Annotated in this window: 14 protein-coding genes; 2 read left to right on the top strand and 12 right to left on the bottom strand. The window is 63.5% G+C overall.

Annotated features, from left to right (window positions below; translation table 11 throughout):
- Window positions 1-62 precede the first annotated feature (62 nt).
- On the top strand, window positions 63-1,460 hold the full coding sequence (locus AB4N80_RS05940; RefSeq protein ID WP_460081128.1) for an HDOD domain-containing protein: 1,398 nt from the start codon (window positions 63-65) through the stop codon (window positions 1,458-1,460).
- A gap of 68 nt (window positions 1,461-1,528) precedes the next feature.
- Here the strand turns inward: AB4N80_RS05940 and AB4N80_RS05935 are convergent, their stop codons facing one another.
- Window positions 1,529-2,908 (bottom strand): hypothetical protein, encoded by a 1,380-nt coding sequence (locus AB4N80_RS05935; RefSeq protein WP_460081126.1) that lies wholly within the window; start codon window positions 2,906-2,908, stop codon window positions 1,529-1,531.
- Window positions 2,909-3,049: 141 nt separating this feature from the next.
- Window positions 3,050-3,433: a helicase gene (locus AB4N80_RS05930; protein ID WP_305468834.1), complete on the bottom strand. Its 384-nt coding sequence runs from the start codon at window positions 3,431-3,433 to the stop codon at window positions 3,050-3,052.
- A 530-nt stretch (window positions 3,434-3,963) separates the two neighbouring features.
- On the opposite strand from AB4N80_RS05930, the gene AB4N80_RS05925 reads away from it, so the two are divergent.
- Window positions 3,964-4,347 carry a DUF6124 family protein gene (locus tag AB4N80_RS05925; RefSeq protein WP_354335998.1) on the top strand — a complete coding sequence of 128 codons (384 nt, stop codon included), beginning with the start codon at window positions 3,964-3,966 and terminating at the stop codon, window positions 4,345-4,347.
- A gap of 297 nt (window positions 4,348-4,644) precedes the next feature.
- On the opposite strand, the gene AB4N80_RS05920 is transcribed toward AB4N80_RS05925, so the two are convergent.
- The 10 genes from AB4N80_RS05920 to AB4N80_RS05875 form a co-directional block, all read right to left on the bottom strand.
- The gene (locus AB4N80_RS05920; RefSeq protein WP_163006802.1) at window positions 4,645-4,845 is read right to left on the bottom strand and encodes a nucleoid-structuring protein H-NS; all 201 of its coding nucleotides are present in this window, start codon (window positions 4,843-4,845) and stop codon (window positions 4,645-4,647) included.
- A 414-nt stretch (window positions 4,846-5,259) separates the two neighbouring features.
- Window positions 5,260-6,201: a type VI secretion system-associated lipoprotein TagQ gene (gene tagQ, locus AB4N80_RS05915; RefSeq protein ID WP_305468836.1), complete on the bottom strand. Its 942-nt coding sequence runs from the start codon at window positions 6,199-6,201 to the stop codon at window positions 5,260-5,262.
- An 85-nt stretch (window positions 6,202-6,286) separates the two neighbouring features.
- A complete protein-coding gene (locus AB4N80_RS05910) occupies window positions 6,287-7,984 on the bottom strand; it encodes a formylglycine-generating enzyme family protein (protein ID WP_436278731.1) in 1,698 nt (565 codons plus the stop codon).
- A gap of 37 nt (window positions 7,985-8,021) precedes the next feature.
- Window positions 8,022-9,218, bottom strand: coding sequence for an ABC transporter permease (locus tag AB4N80_RS05905; RefSeq protein WP_122567578.1), 1,197 nt, complete (start codon window positions 9,216-9,218; stop codon window positions 8,022-8,024).
- Window positions 9,218-9,934 carry an ABC transporter ATP-binding protein gene (locus AB4N80_RS05900; protein WP_003206906.1) on the bottom strand — a complete coding sequence of 239 codons (717 nt, stop codon included), beginning with the start codon at window positions 9,932-9,934 and terminating at the stop codon, window positions 9,218-9,220. The genes AB4N80_RS05905 and AB4N80_RS05900 overlap by 1 nt, the downstream gene beginning before the upstream one ends.
- Window positions 9,934-13,032: a serine/threonine-protein kinase gene (locus tag AB4N80_RS05895; protein ID WP_354335997.1), complete on the bottom strand. Its 3,099-nt coding sequence runs from the start codon at window positions 13,030-13,032 to the stop codon at window positions 9,934-9,936. The genes AB4N80_RS05900 and AB4N80_RS05895 overlap by 1 nt, the downstream gene beginning before the upstream one ends.
- Window positions 13,029-13,760 (bottom strand): PP2C family protein-serine/threonine phosphatase, encoded by a 732-nt coding sequence (locus AB4N80_RS05890; RefSeq protein WP_003206909.1) that lies wholly within the window; start codon window positions 13,758-13,760, stop codon window positions 13,029-13,031. The genes AB4N80_RS05895 and AB4N80_RS05890 overlap by 4 nt, the downstream gene beginning before the upstream one ends.
- The gene (tagF, locus tag AB4N80_RS05885; RefSeq protein WP_122567580.1) at window positions 13,761-14,414 is read right to left on the bottom strand and encodes a type VI secretion system-associated protein TagF; all 654 of its coding nucleotides are present in this window, start codon (window positions 14,412-14,414) and stop codon (window positions 13,761-13,763) included.
- Complete coding sequence (gene tssM / locus AB4N80_RS05880) at window positions 14,411-17,911, bottom strand: type VI secretion system membrane subunit TssM (protein WP_122567581.1); 3,501 nt, start codon at window positions 17,909-17,911, stop codon at window positions 14,411-14,413. Before tssM ends, tagF begins: the two co-directional genes overlap by 4 nt.
- A complete protein-coding gene (locus AB4N80_RS05875) occupies window positions 17,908-19,221 on the bottom strand; it encodes a DotU family type VI secretion system protein (RefSeq protein WP_116833752.1) in 1,314 nt (437 codons plus the stop codon). Before AB4N80_RS05875 ends, tssM begins: the two co-directional genes overlap by 4 nt.

Below are 19,221 nucleotides of genomic sequence, written 5' to 3'. Positions count from 1 at the left end.
AAGACCCGCGTGCCGGACAAGCTGGTTATACTGACCAACTTGTAGGAAAACGGATACAGACCATGACAGAAGCTGCCCTCGTCCCCGAAGCCCCGCACGCTCCGTCTGTTATTCGGCTGTTGCTCGAGAAATTGGGCATCGGCTATGACGAAGTACTCGAACACCCCGGCCTGAACCCTGCCCGCAAAGTCCAGGCGGTGTTGCTGCACGATGCCGTTGGCGCGCTCATGGTGCTGTTTCCGCAAAGCCAGCTGCTGGACCTCAATCGCCTGGCCGAACTCACCGGTCGCAAGCTCACGGCGGTGCCGACCGAACGCCTGGAGCGCATGCTCGGCAAACACAGCCTGAGCCTGCTGCCCGGCCTGCCGGCACTGACCAGCTCACCGTGCCTGTACGAAGAAAGCCTGCTGCGCGAACCGAAGCTGCTGATCAACTCCGGCGAGCCGGGGCTGCTGCTGGAAGTGACCAGCGAAGCGTTCAAAACCATGCTCACCAAGGCCAGCGCCGCGACGTTCGGCGAAGCCGTGAGCAACATCATCCCCAACCTGGATCGCCCGCACGACGACCGCGCGGAAATCACCCAGGCCGTACAGGCGTTCACTGCCCGGCGTATCCAGCAACGGCTGGAAGAAACCATCGAGATCCCGCCGCTGGCTGAAACCGCACAAAAGATCATCAAGCTGCGGGTCGACCCCGACGCCACCATCGACGACATCACCGGTGTGGTGGAAACCGACCCGGCCCTGGCCGCGCAAGTGGTGAGCTGGGCCGCCTCGCCCTACTACGCCTCGCCCGGCAAGATTCGCTCGGTAGAAGACGCCATCGTCCGCGTCCTGGGCTTCGACCTGGTGATCAACCTGGCGCTGGGCCTGGCCTTGGGCAAGACCCTCAGCTTGCCCAAGGACCACCCGCAACACACCACGCCGTACTGGCATCAGTCGATCTATACCGCCGCCGTCATCGAAGGCCTGACCCGCGCCATGCCCCGCGCCCAGCGTCCCGAAGGCGGCCTGACCTACCTCTCCGGCCTGCTGCACAACTTCGGTTATCTGCTGCTGGCCCACGTGTTCCCGCCGCACTTCTCGCTGATCTGCCGGCACCTGGAGGTCAACCCGCACCTGTGCCACAGCTACGTGGAACAACACCTGCTGGGCATCAGCCGCGAACAGATCGGCGCCTGGCTGATGCGCTACTGGGACATGCCCGACGAACTGGCCACCGCCCTGCGCTTCCAGCACGATCCGCACTACGACGGCGAATACGCCGCCTACCCGAACCTGGTGTGCCTGGCTGTGCGCCTGCTGCGCGCCCGCAGCATCGGCTCCGGCCCGGATGAAGAAATCCCGGACGCGTTGCTCGAACGCGTGGGCTTGACCCGGGAAAAGGCCAACGACGTGGTCAGCAAAGTGCTTGAGGCTGAAGTGCTGCTGCGGGAACTGGCTTCGCAGTTCAGCCACTGATTGCAGGTTGGGAGTGGAGCTTTTTGTGGCAGGGGAGTTGGCTTCCCCCGCCACCGATCCATAGCCATTCAAGCCAGGTAGCGTATGAACCAGCTTCCAAAGGTGCGGCCCCAATATACGGCGCCGGGTCGCCGCGTAAAACCGCCAACGACAATCCGTCCGTCAGGCATTAGCCCCATATCCTCGACAGTCGCCTCATAGCCTTCTTCGTTAAAACGCACAAAACCACTGCCATTGAAGGTCGGGTCCAGCGAACCATCAGAGCGCAAACGCGCCGTCAGCGCTAACACCCCCGTCTCAACACCCCCCCTGCCGGTAGTGCCCGCGACGACGATGGAACCGTCTGCCTGCCATGCGCAGCGATACCAGTCATGCCCCTTATCCACCAACTTAGAGAACAGTGGCTGCCCGCTATTGAAAGCAAAATCGAAGAATCCATCGCGACTTAATACGAACATCAGACCATGCCTGTCGAAGCCTTGATCGGGATTGGGCCAACAATCCCCTGCAACAACAATCGCGTCGTCGCTTTCTCTCAGCGCCATCGCATTCGCGTTCGCATAATGAAGATTCGGAACGGTCACAACGCCGACGCCGCCATTGAAACTGGTATCGAAACGTCCCGTTGCATCCAGACGCGCCACATAAATACTGGAAGCCAGAGTGTTTTGGAAAAAATCCCCGAAAACCAACACCTTGCCATCTGATTGAAGGGCAACACCTTTGACACTGGTAGCGACACGGGGCACACCTGGAAACTCGATGACCACGGATCCAGTCTCATTAAACGTTTCGTCAGTAGAGCCATCCGGGTTAAGACGAAGCACCACCCAGTGCGATAGGTCGTCGGAGCCGCTATTGACCACATTGCGCAGAATGATCTTTCCATCCGGCTGCTCAACCGCAGAAGAGCCATTATTGCCTGAAGATCGCGGAGCCTGTGCGGAGGGTTCTCGGTCCCGCCAACTAAACGTCAGCGGCCCATCTTCCATACCTCCACTCTTTGGCTCAAGACGAAACGGAAGCCAGCGCACACCGTCCTCGCCAAAGAGTGTATTCAGCCGCCCATCTTCCAAGAACCGCACGACATAAATGCCGGAATCACCGGACGATGCATATCCGCCCATCACCAGCCATCCACCATCGCTCAGGCCGCAGATGTCGACGATCTCGTCCACATATGTATTTTCTTTGGAGAATTCCACCACGCCCGTCCCGGCTCCACCAAACTCCCTATCGATCGACCCATCCTCGTTCACTTTAGACAGTCCGAAAGCGCCGGGTTTTTCCGGTAAGAGCACGGTGATCAGTAGCTTGTTTTCAGCTAGCGGCAGCATGGCTAACGTGCGGTAGCCTCCTAATTCGCGGGTGGGCAGCGTCAGCACCCCACCTTCGGCAAAGGTGGGGTCGAGCGTTCCAGCTTGAACGGCGCTTGATGCATAGGCCATGATCGTTACTCCATCAAGGTGTATGAAACCACGCTGGCTTCATCATCAATGGAGCGCCCAAACACCGGTCCACACACCTGTCAGGGTTGACAGAGCCATGATCCCTGGCGGCCAAATCATTGGCCTTTCAGGCCAAACCAATCAAGCCTTGGGCTTGGCCTTCTTCGGCTTCAAGTACTTGGTCAGCCCCTGGAACCAGATCACCAGCGCCGGGTTACCCTTGATCTGGATCGACTTGTCCTGAATCCCTGTCATGAACGCCAACTGCTTGTTCTTGGCCTGCATCGTGGCGAAGCCATAGGCCGCGTCCTTGAAGGCGATGGCGAACGCAGGCTCTGGGTAGATGCCCGACTGACTGGTGATGCGCTGGTTTTTCACGGTGAAATGCCGGGCGACCTTACCGTCCAGGGTTTGTAGCTGGAAAACCAACTCCTTGTCGCCCAACTGCTGCTGGAACGCCGGATTGGTCCGGCTGGCCTTGCCCATCAACAACCCCAGCATCCACAGCAGAAAACGAAATTTCATGGGCACAGCCTCGTGAGAAAAGATCAATGGCTGGCAGTTTAGCGATTCTTCGGCGCAACGCCATCATCGTATCGATTTGTCGGAAGATAAGCTGGTTTTCGCGAAAGATGACTGCCAAGTCACGAAACCAAAAATCAAAAGATCGCAGCCTACGGCAGCTCCTACATCGATTTCCGTAGGAGCTGCCGAAGGCTGCGATCTTTTGATCTTTTTTACCTTCCTGCTCCTCGGACATTTCCTTCAATACGCCGGGCTGTTCACGAACTAGGCAGCGCTTTCGAGCGCCGCTAACCTCTGTTCGTCATCGCAAAAAACGGTGACACGGACGTGCAAGTCCGATCTAGGAACGTATTCGTTATGGCTATTCGCTGAGCATTTTTTTATGCTCGCCGACTGTTATGGCGGCTGCGCGTGGGAGACCTTCGGGTCTGCCGGGCTCCTGGACCGGTCTTGCACACCTACGTACAGCTGCCACCCATTTTTCGACGTGCAATCGGAGGGTGCCGGCTCCACTTCCAGGAAGCTTCATTATGTTCAAGGCAACTCCGAATCCCCCGCAAAGCGGTCACAAATCCCGCCTCCAAGCGCAGGAAGAAAAAAAGCTCGATGACGCCGCCACCCGCGCCCTCGACTATTACCTCAAGCCCAAGCCTGCCTCACCGCCCGAACCCGACAAAAACCAACTCTTCATCGTCTCGCCCCACATCGACACCGAAACCCTGCTGGCTAACGCCTCCGAAGACCTGCTCTCCATCAGCACCATCGCCGCCGACCTGGCCGACGACGTGGATGACTCACGCCGCTGTGTCGCCCTGGCGATCAGCCGCATGGCCGATGGGGCGCAGTTGTTGGTTGAGCGGGCGTTGGATCATTTGGAAACCAAGGAGATGGCGGCGCCTGGGACCGAGGGGTAGCACTTTGCTTTGATGCAAGCTGAGCTGACGCCATCGCGAGCAAGCTCGCTCCCACAGGGGAAGTGGGTTGTCGCGGATATAGCAGCCGACACAAAACAACTGTGGGAGCGAGCTTGCTCGCGATGGCGGTGTATCAGGCACTATCGATGCAAGCTGATACGGCCCCATCGCGAGCAAGCCCGCTCCCACAGTTGGATCGGGGTACAGCCGGGAGAGATAGGCCGGCTGTAAGGCCGCCTTCGCGAGCAAGCCCGCTCCCACAGGGGAACGCGGTCTCACCAAGAACCAGGTCGGCTATCAGGCCGCCTCGCGGTGGACGTTGATCTCGGGCGCCCCGTTAACCACGATGGCCGAACGCAGGCATTGTGGAGTGGGCATCCCGGCATGGATGCCGGGATAGCCGCGCTGGGCCATGGATGGCCCTTCGCGGCGGGCCCACGGAGCAATGCCTGCGTTCGGGCATGCCGAGCCTAGGCGAGGCACCGAGTGGTGGGGCAAGCCTTTTTTGCTTACTTTTTTTGGCGTCTGAAAAAAAGTGAGCCGCCGTAAGGGCGGAACCCTAAGTAGCCGTTACCGCAGCAATGGATATGTACCCGGTCAACAAAATCCTGGCCGGCTGTCAGGCCGCCATCGCGAGCAAGCTCGCTCCCACAGTTGGATTGGGGCACAACCGGAGAGACAGGTCGGCTGTCAGGCCGCCTCGCGAGCAAGCTTTGCTCCCACAGGCGGATTGGGGATTGGAGCAGATATTTCAGCCAGCACAAAACAACTGTGGGAGCGAGCTTGCTCGCGATGGCGGTGAGTCAGTCGACATTAATGCCAACTGAACCGACGCTATCGCGAGCAAGCTCGCTCCCACAGGTTTTGTGCACTGATCACTCCCCGAGGGAATGATCAGCCGCAATCACTCAATCAAACATTCGGGCAAGGAACCGGTGCCCAGTCGCCCAGGTCCGGGTTCTTGCACATGCTGTTGACCTGAGAGGTACCAGCGCTGGCAACCTGCTTGCTTTCATCCTGCTTGGCCTTGGCGGTCTGCAGGGTTTTCTCGGTGGTTACCGCTTCTTTCGGAACAGTCGGCAGGTCTTTCTTCTTCGCCGGTTGTACGTTCTTGTTCTTTTTCTTGGTGTTGGTCTGAGCCACAACCGGCGTGGTTTCAGCAGTAGCCACGGTCACCACATCAGTACGCTGCACACCCACTTGCTGCAGGTCTTTCTCGTAAGCCTGGGTGTAGTTGTTCAGGTCTTCGGAAGCCTTGCCGTTGACCGCAACAATCAGGTCGTTCGACTCTTTCAGGCCAGCGACGATTTCCGCCAGGCGCTTGCGGCCTTCGGTGTCGTTGACGGTCTTGGCCTTGCGGTCGGCAACCAGTTTGCTGAACGCGTTCTGGTAGCACTGCTGCGACGTCTTGGCGTAGGCAGTGCTGCGGTCGATGTCGGAGACACTTTTGTTGACGTCAGCGGCGTAGGACGCGATGCGTTGGTTGTCATCGGCGATCTGCTTCTGGCGCTCGGTGTAGTAACCGGCGGCACCACCGGCCAGGGCGCCGCCCGCGGCACCGATGGCGGCGTTACGGCCACGGTCTTCCTTATCGGCGGTCAAGACGCCCAGCAATGCACCGCCGACCGCACCAACGGCCGCACCGGTGACAACCGACTTGGTCATGTTGCCTTCGGTGGAGCGCAAGTGCTGCACCGGCTCGTAGCAGTTCGGGTAGTACTCGACCTTGGTGCTCGAAGCAACCTTGGAGGTCGGCGACGTGGCACAGCCGGTCAGTACGGTGCTGAAGCCGACAGCGACCATCAGCAAGTGACGCTTGGAAACCGAAGCAAATGGTTTACGGGAGAAAAGCATAGTTGTGTTCTCGTTTAAGTATTGACCCGCTCAGCGCGGCGCTATCGCCGCCTGAGTCCCTTCCAAGCTCGCTGACAACGAACGCTCAAGACCGCTGAGCGTTCGATGCGAGCAATTCCTTCAATATCGCCGCCGGGTCGGCTCGTTTTTGCTGACGATAATCCCCGACATGACGAACGAATAACGTTGCACGCGCCACCAGGCTCTTGCCCAGTACCGGTTTGCGCTCAAGCTCTTCCTTGATGCGCTGGAACTGCGCCTGGATCACGGCATCGGTGTAGCGCGTGCCGGTCGCCAGGTTGTCGATGTAGATCGCCACCGCGCCATCCAGCGCACTGCGGCCATTGTCGATGGCCGTGGCGAACAGCGTGGCGCTGGCCTCGTCCTTGGCGTCCAGCGCGGCTTGCCGGCTGTTCTGCAGATTGGTCAGGCGAATGTTGTAGTTGTTGACGGTCTCGGCCACCAGGGCCGACGACTGGATCAGGTTGCCCGCCGCTTCCTCGCGCTGCTGGGCGATGAGCGAGACGTTGCGCTTGAGCTCTTCGTTGACCAGCCCCAGTTCCGCTTGCAGGCGCGGATCGACGCTGGCGGCGATGATGCTGTCCAGGCGTTTGGTCGGGTCGTCGGCGTCATCGATGGCGTCAGTCAGCGACGCGAGCCGGCCTTCTTTCTGCCATTGGGCGAACAATTCCTTGTAGCGCGAACGCGGCGCCGACAAGGCCCCGACGGCCACGCGAAAACCGGTGGTTTCGTTGCTTTGCTCGGTGCCATCGGCGGCGAACAACGGGTATTCGCGGCGCATGCCGGTGAACAACGTACCCTCGCCTTCCAGGTAGTTGCCGCCCTTGACCACGAAGCCGCCATAGGCGCCCTGGCGGCGACCGGCGTGCACCAACTGGAAGGATTCCTGGACCATCTCGGCAGCGTTGCCGACCACGTCGAACAAGCCGATGGGGTTCGGCAGCTTGGTGCCGATGGGCATCAGCCGCGCCGCCTGTCCGGTGCCACCGGCGACCTGGTTGAACACCGCCCAGTCGGCCAGCGGCCCGTCGCTTTCACTGCCTTCCAGGCGTCGTGGGAACAGACGTCCTTCCAGGTCCTGGCGGCTCACGGCCTGGCCGCCACGGGCGGCGAATTCCCATTCGACTTCGGTAGGCAAGCGCACGAAACCCAGTCCGCCGTCTTCGGCGGAGGTGCCGCGACCGCTCACCGGCAGCAGGTCCTTGTGGTATTTCATCAGCCAGGCGCTGTACACCGCCGAGAAGCGCTCGGCCTCGAACTTCGACAGTTTCACCTTGGGCAAACGCCCCGCCACGCCTTGGGGCAGATCGGCTTGCAGGGTTTCACAGGCCGGCGCTGGCTCACCGCTGGCCAACGATTGCGCCTGGGCCATGACCTGGGCGTATTGCCGGGCTGTGACCTCGTACTTGCCGATGAAGTACAGCATCGGCTTGAGCGGCGTCTTGGCGTCGGTCTTGGGCATCAACGGCGTGATGGTCTTGTTCCAGTCCTTGGGCAGGTCCTTGAGGGTGAACTGGCCGTTGATGAAGTCGCGCCGGTAGCCGGAAATGAACGACTGTTGATAGCCCGCCTCGCCTTCGCTGAACGGGTAACCGAGGCTGATCTCACGGTCGTCCAAGGTGCCCTGGGCGAGGATGTAGACGTAGCGGAACACCATCTGGCCTTCGCACGGCAGCGGCAGGCTGACGTCGTCGGGCAGCGGCTTGGGGTTGTCCAGCTTGTCCGTGCCTTCATCGGCATGCACTAGGCCAACCATGCCCATACTGGCCAGGCTCAGCGCCACGGCGGCGCCCAATAATTTATACATCGCGAATTCCTTCACACGCCTGGATGCGCGCCACCCGCCAGCCGCCGCAAGCCGCCGCGACGGCGCTGACGCCGAGCACGGCCACCAGGGCCAAGGTGTAGTGACGCACCAACAGATGACTGGCGTATTCGCCGGGCATCTGTGCAAATAAATAATTCAGGCCCGACTGCGCCAGGCCATACAGGCCGGCACTCAACAGGGCCGCAAACGTGGCGCTGTAGAGTGCCTGCAACACCACGAACAGCAACAGCGCCGCGGTGGAAACCCCCAGCAGGCGCAACACCGACAGCTCCCGGCGCTTGCGCTCGACCGCCGCCAGGGCCCCGGCGAAGATCGCCGCGAACGCGCCGGCCAGCGCCAACCCGGCAATGATCCAGAACACGATCGACAGATTGCGGCTCAGCGATTGCACTTGTGCGATGGTCTGGGCCTGGGTCGATACCAGCAGGTTCTGCCCGGCGAAATACTGTCGCAGCGGCTCGACATCGCCGAGGCTGCGGGCATACAAACGAAACGCCGGGTAGACCCGTTGCCCGCTCACACCCACCGCATCCCCCGGCCAACCGAACGCGGGCACGGCACGGCCGTCACGGTAATCCTCAGCCGCCTCCAGCAACGCCAACGGTGCAAACAGACCGTCCCGGGCGAAGGCTTCCAAGGGCAGCACGTGCAGCACCTGCACACGGGTGCGCTGCGCCTCGCTGCGACCGGCCACCTGCCGGCCGAAACTGGCCTGCAACCAATCGCCAGCCTTGGCGCCGAGCTTTTCAGCGGCGGTCTGGCTGAGCACCACTTGATCCAAGCCTTGCGGCACCGGCAAATGTTCGAACAAGGGATCGTTGGCGGCGGTGGGAATCATCTCGACCGTGACGGCCGAAGCATCGCTGCTCAAATCCGCCGTCGCGGCGATCTGCCGGGTGCGCGGCAAGGCAAAGGCCACGTCGCCGCGCTGACTTAATTGGTCGATGAATTCGGCACTGAAGCGACCGCCGCCCAAGGGGATGATTTCCCGGGTGGCCGGATCGTTCTGCAAGCGCTCGGTCAGGCTGCTGACCAGGCCGAACTTCAGGCCGAACAGCACCAGCAACGGCGCCACCACCGCCACCAAGGCCAGCACCGAGCAAGCCGACAGCCAGGCATCGTTGCGGTAATCCTGCCAGGCCAGGGAAGCCACCAGCGCGCCGCGCATCAGCAAGCCTCCCCGAGCGTAGCGGTGACGCCACCGTCGACATCGCGACGGCAACTGATGCGCCGCACCTGCAAACCGCTGGCGCGGGCCAGCGCTTCGTCGTGGGTGGCAACCACACAGCAGACGCCGTGCTCGCGGGCCTGGGCCACCAGCAACTGCATGACGCGCTCGGCGTTCAACGGGTCGAGGGCGGCGGTCGGTTCATCGGCCAGCAGCAGGCGCGGCCCATGGGCCAACGCCCGGGCACAACTGACCCGCTGGCGCTGGCCGACGGATAAGTCCGCCGGTTTCTTGTCCAGTTGATCGGCAATGTCCAACTGCCCAGCCAGGCGCGTCACGCTTGCGTCATCCTTCAAGCCCAGCAATTTGCGCGACAACGCGATGTTGCCGCGCACATCCAGGAAGCCCAACAGGCCGCCGGTTTGCAGAACATAACCCAGGTAACGGCTGCGCAGCTCGGCCAAGGTGCCCTGTTGCGACGCACGCCACAATTTGGCGATGTCCAGCGGCTTGTCGGCCGGCGTGAAGTCGAATTGCCCGGCCTGATCCGGCGCCAACACCAGCGCCAGCAGGTCCAGCAAGGTGCTCTTGCCACAGCCGCTGGGGCCGACCACCGCCAACTGTTCACCGCCGCGCAAATGCAGCCGTGGAATCACCAGGCTGTAGCGTTGGCTGCCGGCACCCCGGCTTTTGTGCACGGCGTTCAGGGTCAGCATCACGGCAGCGTCGACAACGGAACGCGGTACAAGGCATCACCCGGCTCGGCATCGCCGAAACGCACCCAGTTGGCGAGGTCGTTGTGGAAGGTTTCGTAGAGACGGATTTTCGAATCCAGCTCGTCGATGAAGTCTTCCTGCTCGGCCACGCTCAAGGACAACCACAAGTCCTGGGTCATGTTCAGCGACTTGCTGCGGTACGGCAGCCCTTCGAGGTACTCGCCGAGAATCCCGCCGTCGGCCAGGTTACCGCCCTTGCGCAAAGCCGATGGGTCGCGGCTCATGTAGGCACTGGCGCTGGCGATTTCCTGGAAGAAATCCTTGGGCGAGCTCTGGGTCTTGCGGGCCGCGTCGACGATCAGCTTCAGCGACTGCTGCAGGTCGTTGAGTTGCAGCTTGGTCAACATCACGCAGACCTGGAACGCCGGCAGCGCCGGGTTGGTCAGGTCGCGGTCGGCGGTCCAGGCACTGACCAGTTGCGGCGCCTGGCTGGCGGATTTGCGCCCCAGGAAATCCATGTGCATCGCGTAGCCGACCGCGGCCGACTTGTCGGCCAGGCTCGGCGCGGCGCTCAACAGCGGCACGGTTTGCGGCTTGTTGCTGCGCACCTGATGCACCAGGTCGGCGAACACCGAACCGATCTCATCGACGCGCTCGCCGAACTTGCGCACATCGGCGCCCGGCACCGGAATGTACAGGTCGCCGATCTGCGGGTTGGCGTCGGCGGTCAGGATGCGGTACTGGCTCTGGGCGCCGGCATGGGTTTTCTTGCCGGCGTCGCTGAGCAGGTGCAGGGCGTAGATCTTGATCTGCTTGCCCAGCGCCGCCTGGCGCACTTCGGCCTCGTTCATTTGCGTGGCGGCAAACGGATCGTTCTTGCGCAGGGCGCCGGCGTCGGTGACCAACAGGATCAAGCGCCCGCCGTAGCCGGACCAGTCCATGCCTTCGACGGCTTCCATGACCCCGGCGAACGCATCTTCGTTGAACGAATGGCTCGACACCGTCGAGGCCTTGACCTGCCGCGCCAGCTCCACGAAGCGTTGCGGGTCGCGGCCCTGCTCCAGGGTGATCAAGGTCTTGGCGACGTATTCCAGCCCCGGGGTTTTCTTGATGCTGCTGCGGAAACCCACCATGCCGAAGCTGACACTGTCCAACTCGCCGCGCTCGGCGATGCGGGTTTGCAGTGCGTGGACCACGTCGCGGACCTGGTCGATGTAGGGCTGCATCGACACCGTAGTGTCCACCACCAGCACCACCGCCGTACGGAACGCGTCGGCATTGGCGGTCGTGATCGGCGTGTTGCCCGCAGCCTTGGGGGTGTTGCCCGGGTCGATGGAGGCCACGTTCAGCAACTGCACCGGCTGGCCGTTCTCATCCATGCTTTCGCGGGAATCGAAGATCGGCAACAGGTAGAACTGGTTCTGCGGTACCGCGCTGGCGGCCGGTTCCAGGGCCAACACTTGCTGCTCTTGCTGGGGGCTCTGCTGGGCCTTGAGCAAGACGTTCTTGGCGGCCGATGGGTTAGCCAGGAGCTTTTCCACTTCGCCAGGCTGACGCAGGAACATCACCGGCGCACGGCCGGAGCGTTCGGTGAACTTGAGCACCAGGCTTTGCTTCCAGTCGCTGACTTGGGTTGCGGGCAACCAGCCGTCGCTGCGCCCGTCGGTGGCCGCGCCGACCCGCACCCAAGCGCTGCCATCCACGTCTTTGCGCTGATACACGTACAACACCGAAAACGCCGGCAGTGCCTTGCCGGGCGCAGCGCCCGGCGCCTCGGCGAGTTTCGCCCCCGGCTTGCTGAGCACGCGCTGGAACAGGGTTTTCTTGCCGGCCATCAGCAGCGGACGCTGGCCGCCGTCGGCCTCGACCGCCACGGGTGGCTGGGCCGCAGGGGTGACGGGAGGTTTAACCGCTGGCACCTCGGGAGCCTTCGGCGGGGACACCTCGGGAGGCTTGACCGAGGTCGTCGTGGTCACCGGCTTCTTCACCTCTTTCCCATCATCACCGGCCAACCACCAATAACCCGCGCCACCCAACGCCAGCGCCACGGCGACTGCCACGGCGGCCAGGGCGAACACCGGCCCCTTGCGCTGCTCCGACACCGAGGATTGAACCGTCGGTTTTACTGGCGGCGGAACGGGCTTGGGCTGCGGTTGAGGCTGCGGTTGTGAGTAAGCCGGGCCGCTGGGAATGTCGATGGACATGGGCGTCAAGCCCGCCAAGTCATCCACCGGCGGTGGCGTGGTCGGCAGTTGAAACGACAACGGTCGGATCAGCGTCGCCTCCGACGATTCCTCTGGCAGGTTATCCAGCGCCCGCAGCAACGCCGCCGCATCCGGGAAACGCTCCGCCGGATCCTTGGCCAATAGCTTGCGCAGCACATCCTGGTAACGACCATGGTGCACCGGCAACTCCGGCAACGGTTCGGTCAGGTGCGCCAGGGCTGTGGACAGTGCGTCATTGCCGGTATACGGCAGTTTGCCGACGAGGATTTCGTAGAGCACCACGCCCAAGGCGTACAGGTCGGCGCGGCCGTCGATGTCTTGCCCACGGGCCTGTTCCGGGCTCATGTAGCTGGGCGTGCCGACGGCAAAGCCGGCCTGGGTGAATTGGGTGCGGTCGTCCAAGGACTTGGCGATGCCGAAGTCCGAGAGCACCGCCGTGCCATCGGCGCGGAACAGGATGTTGGCCGGCTTGACGTCACGGTGGACCAGGCCCAGTCCGTGGGCATACCCCAGGGCCGAGGCGATCTGGCGAATGTAGGTCAGGCCCTGCTCCGGCGTCAGGCCCGCGGCGATGCGTTCCTTGAGCGTGCCGTTGGGCAGGTATTCCATCGCCATGTAATACAGCTCACCGACGTTGCCGATGTCATGGATGGTGACGGTGTGCGGGTGCGACAAGCGCGCCAGGGTCTTGCCTTCGCGCAGGAAACGTTCGCAGAAGGTCGGGTCGGCGGCCAGGGCGGCGGCCATGACTTTCAATGCCACCTTGCGCTCCAGCGAACGCTGGGTCGCCAGGTACACGCTGGCCATCGCGCCTTCGCCGATCGGCCCTTCGATGTCGTAGCCGGGGATGACAATGTTCAGGGTCAAGCTCATGACGGCACCTTCACGACCACCACGGTGATGTTGTCCGGCGCACCGCGCATCAGGCCCAGGGACACCAGGCTGCTGGCGATTTCGCCGGGCTCGTCGTGGCTCAAGACTTCGCGGATCTCATCATCCTCGACGGTCTTGGTCAGCCCGTCGCTGCACAACAGGTAGCTGTCGCCAGGCACCAGCAGCAGTTCGGTCAGCGCCAGGTTCAGTTGCGCCTCGACGCCGATGGCCCGGGTGACGATGTTGGCTCGTGGATGGACCCGCGCCTCGGCTTCGCTGAGCAGGCCACTGTCCTGCAAGTCCTGGACATAGCTGTGGTCCCGGGAGATGCCTTCGAGCACGCCGTCGCGCAGGCGATACAAACGGCTGTCACCGGCCCACAGGCACATGCCACGCAGGTCGCGGGCGGCCAGCACCACCACGGTGCTGCCCATCATCGTCACGCCACGGTTGGCGGTTTCTTCCCGCACGGCGGCGTTGACCCGCAGCAGATCGCTTTGCAGCGCCGCAACGTACTCATCCAGCGAACGCCCCACGGCAATGCCGCGCAGGCTGTCGACGATCAGGCTGCTGACGTAGTCGCCCGCCGCGTGCCCGCCCATGCCGTCGGCCACCACCCAGAGGCCGTTTTCCGGCAGGTCCAGGCAGGCGTCTTCGTTGACCTGGCGGACCATCCCGACATGGCTCTTGCTTGCAGACTTGATTGCTTTTCCGGCACTTGGACGCATCTACACAACACCTTCTTGGCCGAGCAAAAATTGCGCAAAATCAGCCGCTGCCGGCAATCCCTGGCAGCGCATCAAACCCGGGGCAATGCGCTCCGATCCCTGGCCCCACCACAAGCTCACGCCTTCGCAGGCCGCTTCGGCCAGGGCGCTCATGCGCCGCTGCGGGTCGGTGGCATCGAAGCGATGCAGGCTGGCGAAACGGCTGCTTGGCGTGCGCGGTAAATACATCGGGCTGCCGAGGGTTTCCAGCTGTTCGTTGAACGCCTCGAAACTGGCCTCCACGCTCAACGTGCTCAGCAACAGGTTCTCCACCCGCTCGAACCACTCGTCCGCACCGCCCACCACCGACGCCGGGTCCGCGTCGGGCTCCAGCAGCACCGCGACGGTCAACGGAAAATAACGGCCGACCCGGTCGATGCTCGGCATCACCACCCCAACGGCGGCGTCCGGGCCACACACACCGGGCGCGACCATGAAGCGCCACAGCGGGCTGACCAGATAGGCATCCAGCCAGCGCTCGCCGAGGCTGCTCTGACTGGCGAGCAAACCCGCCGCCAACCACGAATCCCACGGGCCGATAAACCCCTGGGGCAAACCACGGCTGACAAAGTCCCCGCGGCTGGCCAACTTGCCGTAGAAGCCCGGCGTACTCATAGCCGCTCCGGCAGGCTGAAGCCGCTGAGCACCCGGCTCTTGAACGGGTTGAAGGCGCTGTTGGCCCGCAATTCGTAAGAGGCGCTGGCACCATCGACCCGCAGCCGCAGGTTGAAGCGGTCCGGCGAGTTGCCGGCGGTCAGGTCCGATTGCTCCAGCAGCCGGAACCAGGCCCACGGCCCATCCAGGGTGATGCCGGAGCGACCGCTGGACGACGGCGGCATGATCGAGATCCGCACCACGCCGATGCTGCCCGGGTTCGGCCATTGCATGGCGGTCGGCCGGCTCGGGCCGTGGTCGTAGCTCAGTTGCTGGCCGTCAAGGTCGAGCAGGAACTGGGTGATGGTCGAGTCCATCGCCACCGGTTTGAGTTCGAAGCGCACCATCGGCTGGGTGCCGCCGGAACGGAAGAACGCATCACGGATGGTCGCCGCGCGCTGGAAGGTCTGCAGCACGCCAGGGGCGATGCCGAGTTTCTGCGCCGCGCCCGGTTGCCAGCGCCAGGTCGGGGTCGAGGTGTCGACGTAGGGTTGCAGGTACTTGCGGAAGTAGTTGTCCATCACCCCGCCGACGCCGAAGAACTGGCCAAAGTCATCCAGGGTCGCGTCCCGCGCACTGCCCGGCGACATCGGATAGCGCCCGGCCAGGGACTGGCGATAGATGTTCACCACTTCGCTGGTCCAGGCGGCGTTCAGTTGGTTGCGCACCCCGCCCATCATGCTGTTGGTGGTGGAGTTGACCACCGACTTGACCAGGCCCTGCACCAGCGGCGGCTGGCGTTCGGCGTTGAGGCTGACCCGAGTGGCAGCGGCCGAGGCCTGGTTCTTGGCCTCGCCGAGCAAGGCGTCGCCGCTGGCACCGACCATGGCGCTGACCTGCACGTACAAAGCGTTCATGTCCGCCAGCAAGCCATCGATGGCCGCCGGCTCGCCTTCGCTTTTGCTGACGATGCTGTTGAGCTCGGCGAAGTGCGCGGTGATCGGGTCATCGCTCGCCGCCGGCGCGTTGGGCGTCGCCTGCTCCTGGCCGAGCAAGCTGCCCAGGCGCTCCTTGAGTTTGTCCACACCGCCTTCCACCGGTGTACCTTGGGCGGCCAGCAGGCGTTCATCCTGTTGCAGGTCGGTTTCCTTCGCCACCGCCACCAGCAGTTTTTTCAACGGCGAGGTCGGGCCGGAAATCACCCGCAGCACGTCGGCGGCCTGGGCCACGCTGGTGATCGGCACAAAGTCGATGTCGGCCAGCAAGGCGTCCCATTGGCGCAGATAATCCTGGAAGTACAGGCGACGCACATCGGCGGCCAGGCTGGCGACGTTCTGCTGATCGGCCTCTTCGTGGCCCAGTACCCATTGCTCTTCGGCCAGGGTACCGGTCTGGCTCAGGCTGGTGAGCAAGAAGCCCTGGCGGTAGCCCTTGACGGTGAAGAACCCGCTCAGCGGCTCGCCCAACGGCTTGCCGCTCTTGCGGCTGAACACCAGCGCCGCGTCACGCCCGGCGGCTTCGTTGATGCGGAAGTCCGGGATGCCTTCGGGCAGTTTCTGGCGCTTGATCCGGTCATACACACGTTGGGCTACCGGCAATTGCTGCAACTGGCGGCGCAGGTCTTCGACCAGGCGCGTGTCGAGGCGCGCCAGCGGCGGACGCCGCTCGAACAGCGCCTGCAAATGCGCGGTCAAGGCTTGGCGTTGCTCGGCTGGCAAGTCCCGCGGCAGGCTGCGGTCCCAATCCAGGGCGATCCAGGCCTTGATGAAATCGGCATCGTAATGCTCGGTGTCGGCGAGCATCAGGTAGGCCTTCAAGCCTTCGTAGAGGAAATCCGAATTGCCGCCGCTGTGCAGTTGCTCTTCGATGCGTGTCAGCAGGCGTGGCGCAAACACCGCGATCAGCAGCTTGCGGTAGACGCTGCCGGACTCGGCTTCGAGCATGTCGCCCTGATACAGGCCCAGGCCTTCGGCCCAGCTCGGGGCGTCGTCGGCCAGGTGCTTCACGGCGTTGAGCAGCGGCAACACCGCGAGCACATCCCGTTGCGCCGGGCTGAGGTTCTGCACCGTCTGGCCCAATGGCGCGACCTTCTGATCGACCTGGGCGATGTAAGCCTGGTTAGCGCGGTAGCTGACCCACCACAGCGTGCTGACCACCAACACCAGCACCACCGTGGAAGCCAGTACGCCGCGGGCGATCCATTTGCGCCGACGCTCGACTTTCGGGTCGACGCCCACCAGCCCGCGCTCGGCGAAGGCCACGGCGGTGAAGAGTTTTTCGATGAAGTAGCTGCGCCCGGTGCCGGTCTGGCGCGCCAGGTGCTGACGGTCCAGGTTCATGCTCTGGGCCATGGAGCCGATCAAGCGGTCGATCGGGCTGCCTTCCTGGGTGCCGCTGGTGAAATACACACCGCGCAGCAACACGCGCTCTTCGAAGGCGTTGGGTTTGAACACGCCTTCGAGGAAGCTTTGCAGACAATCTTTCAAGGCGCCGAACTGCTGCGGGAAGCCGTAGATCAGATCACGGCGCGCCGGGTCGCGCTCTTGTTGCAAGCGCTCCACCAAACGGTCGTTGAGGCGCTGCTCCAGGCCGGTGAATTCGCTTTGCAGGTGCGCCAGCGGGCTGTCGTTGCTCTTGCCATCGTCCAGGGCAAAGGTCATGCCCCAGACCTGGGCGCGCTCTTCCTTGCTCAGGGTATCGAAATACTCCATGAACCCCGGCACGAGGTCGAGCTTGGTCAGCATCAGGTAGATCGGGAAACGCACGCCCAGTTGGGTGTACAGCTCCTGGATGCGCAAGCGAATTGCCGCGGCATGGGCGGCGCGCTCGGCGTCGCTGCCCAGCAGCAGGTCGGACAGGCTGATGGCAATGAAGGCACCGTCAATCGGGCGTCGGGCCCGTTGTTTTTTCAACAGGCCAAGAAAGCCCAGCCACGCGGCCTTGTCGATGGTCGCGTCGCTGTCCTGGGTGGTGTAGCGGCCAGCGGTGTCGAGCAGGACCGCCTGGTCGGTGAACCACCAATCGCAATTGCGCGTACCGCCCACGCCGCGCACGGCACCGGCGCCCAGTTGCGCGGCCAGCGGGAAATGCAGCCCGGAGTTGACCAGCGCGGTGGTCTTGCCCGAACCCGGCGGGCCGATGATCACGTACCACGGCAGCTCGTAGAGGTTACGGCGCTCGTCACCGCCCAGCTTGGCTTTCTTGAGCAGGGCCAAGGCTTCGTCCATGCGCTGGCGCAGGGTCTCGAGCTCCTCGGCTGTGGCGATGCTGGTGGGGTCGGGTGGGGTTTGCGCGGCCAGGCTGCGCATCACTTCGGCGGCCTGCCGGCGCGCCTGGATGATGCGGAACACCCGGTAGGCGATCCACACCGCGAACACCAGGATGATCAAGGCCCAGCGGCGGCCTTCAGGCACCAGCCAATCGAGCAGCGGGCCCACGAACCAGATGATCAGGCTCAGGGCGATCAGCCCCAGCAATGGAATGACCCAGCGGGTCATAAAACTGAAAAACGCCTTCACTCGACCCCCTCCGCCAATACTGTGATTTCAACCCGACGATTGCGCGCACGCCCCTCTGGGGTGGCGTTGGACGCCAACGGCTCGGTGTCGCTGCGGCCTTCGGCGCTGAAGCGCTCGGGCTGGCCGGTCTTGGCCGACAGAATTTGCAGCACCGATTGGGCCCGCGCTTCGGACAGCGCCCAGTTGGACGGGAACCGGAGGGTGGCGATCGGCCGATTGTCGCTGTGCCCGGTCACCAGGACCTGGCCCTTGACCTTGCGCACTGCATCGGCGATGCGCAGCATCAGCGGCTGGAAATCGTCCTTGATGCTGGCGCTGCCCGAGGCGAACAGTTCATCGCCGCGGATGGTCACCACCGAGCGGTCGACGGCGTCTTCCACGGCGATCCGGTTGGCGCGGATTTCATCGGCGAGGAAGCCGGCCAGACGTGGGCGCTCGACCACTTTCGGCTGCACCACAGGGCGGTCGATGGTCTGCACCGGGATTTCACCGAGGAAATGAATGTTCTTGAACACCGGCTCGGCATCGGAGGCCAGTTTCATGCGCAGGCCGAACAGCAGCGCCAGCAGCAGGGCCGCGCCGATAGCCACGGCGATCCATGGCGGCATGAACTGGGCCAACCGGTCGCGGGCCACGGTGACACCGCGCCAGTGCGGCGACAGCTCGCGCTCGTAGTCGCCCCGGGCGCTGCGAATCACACCAGCGGTGCGCTCACGCAAGGCTTCCAATTGGCTGCGACCGTCGTTCATTACCCGGTAGCGCCCCTCGAAACCGAGGCACATGCACAGGTACAAAAGCTCCAGCAGATACAGGCGCTCGCGGGGGCTTTGCAGGCAATGCTCCAGCAGCTGGAACACCTTCTCGCCGCCCCAGGCTTCGTTGTGCACGGTAATCAGCAGGCTTTGCTTGCCCCAGTCGCTGGTGCCGCCCCACGGGGTGCTCAACACCGCTTCGTCCAGCGCGGTGCACAAGGCGTAGCGGGCCAGCAACACATCGTTGCGCACCACACCGGCGGCCTCGGCGCGCTCTTCGAACTGGCGCAGATAGGCCAGCAGCTGTGCGCGCAAACTGGCCGGCGCCGGGTGGGCGATGGTGTTGCGCAGGCGCGTCAGCAGCGCCAGCAGCGGGCCGGCGGCGCTTTCCAACGGGTTGAGGCCCTCGGCCTTGCCGGTCAGGACCGGCGCGGCCGGCATCGACAGCGGCGCAGGCTGTGGACGACCCGGGTCCGGACGGCCAGGGTCCGGGCGAAATGGATCGGCGCCACGGCCACCGGGCGTCGGCATGAATTGGGTACGATCGTCGTTGCTCAT

Source organism: Pseudomonas sp. H3_A02 (assembly GCF_054671965.1).
The sequence above is the reverse complement of the archived record's forward strand: the minus strand, read 5'-3'. Positions and strand labels throughout refer to the sequence as shown.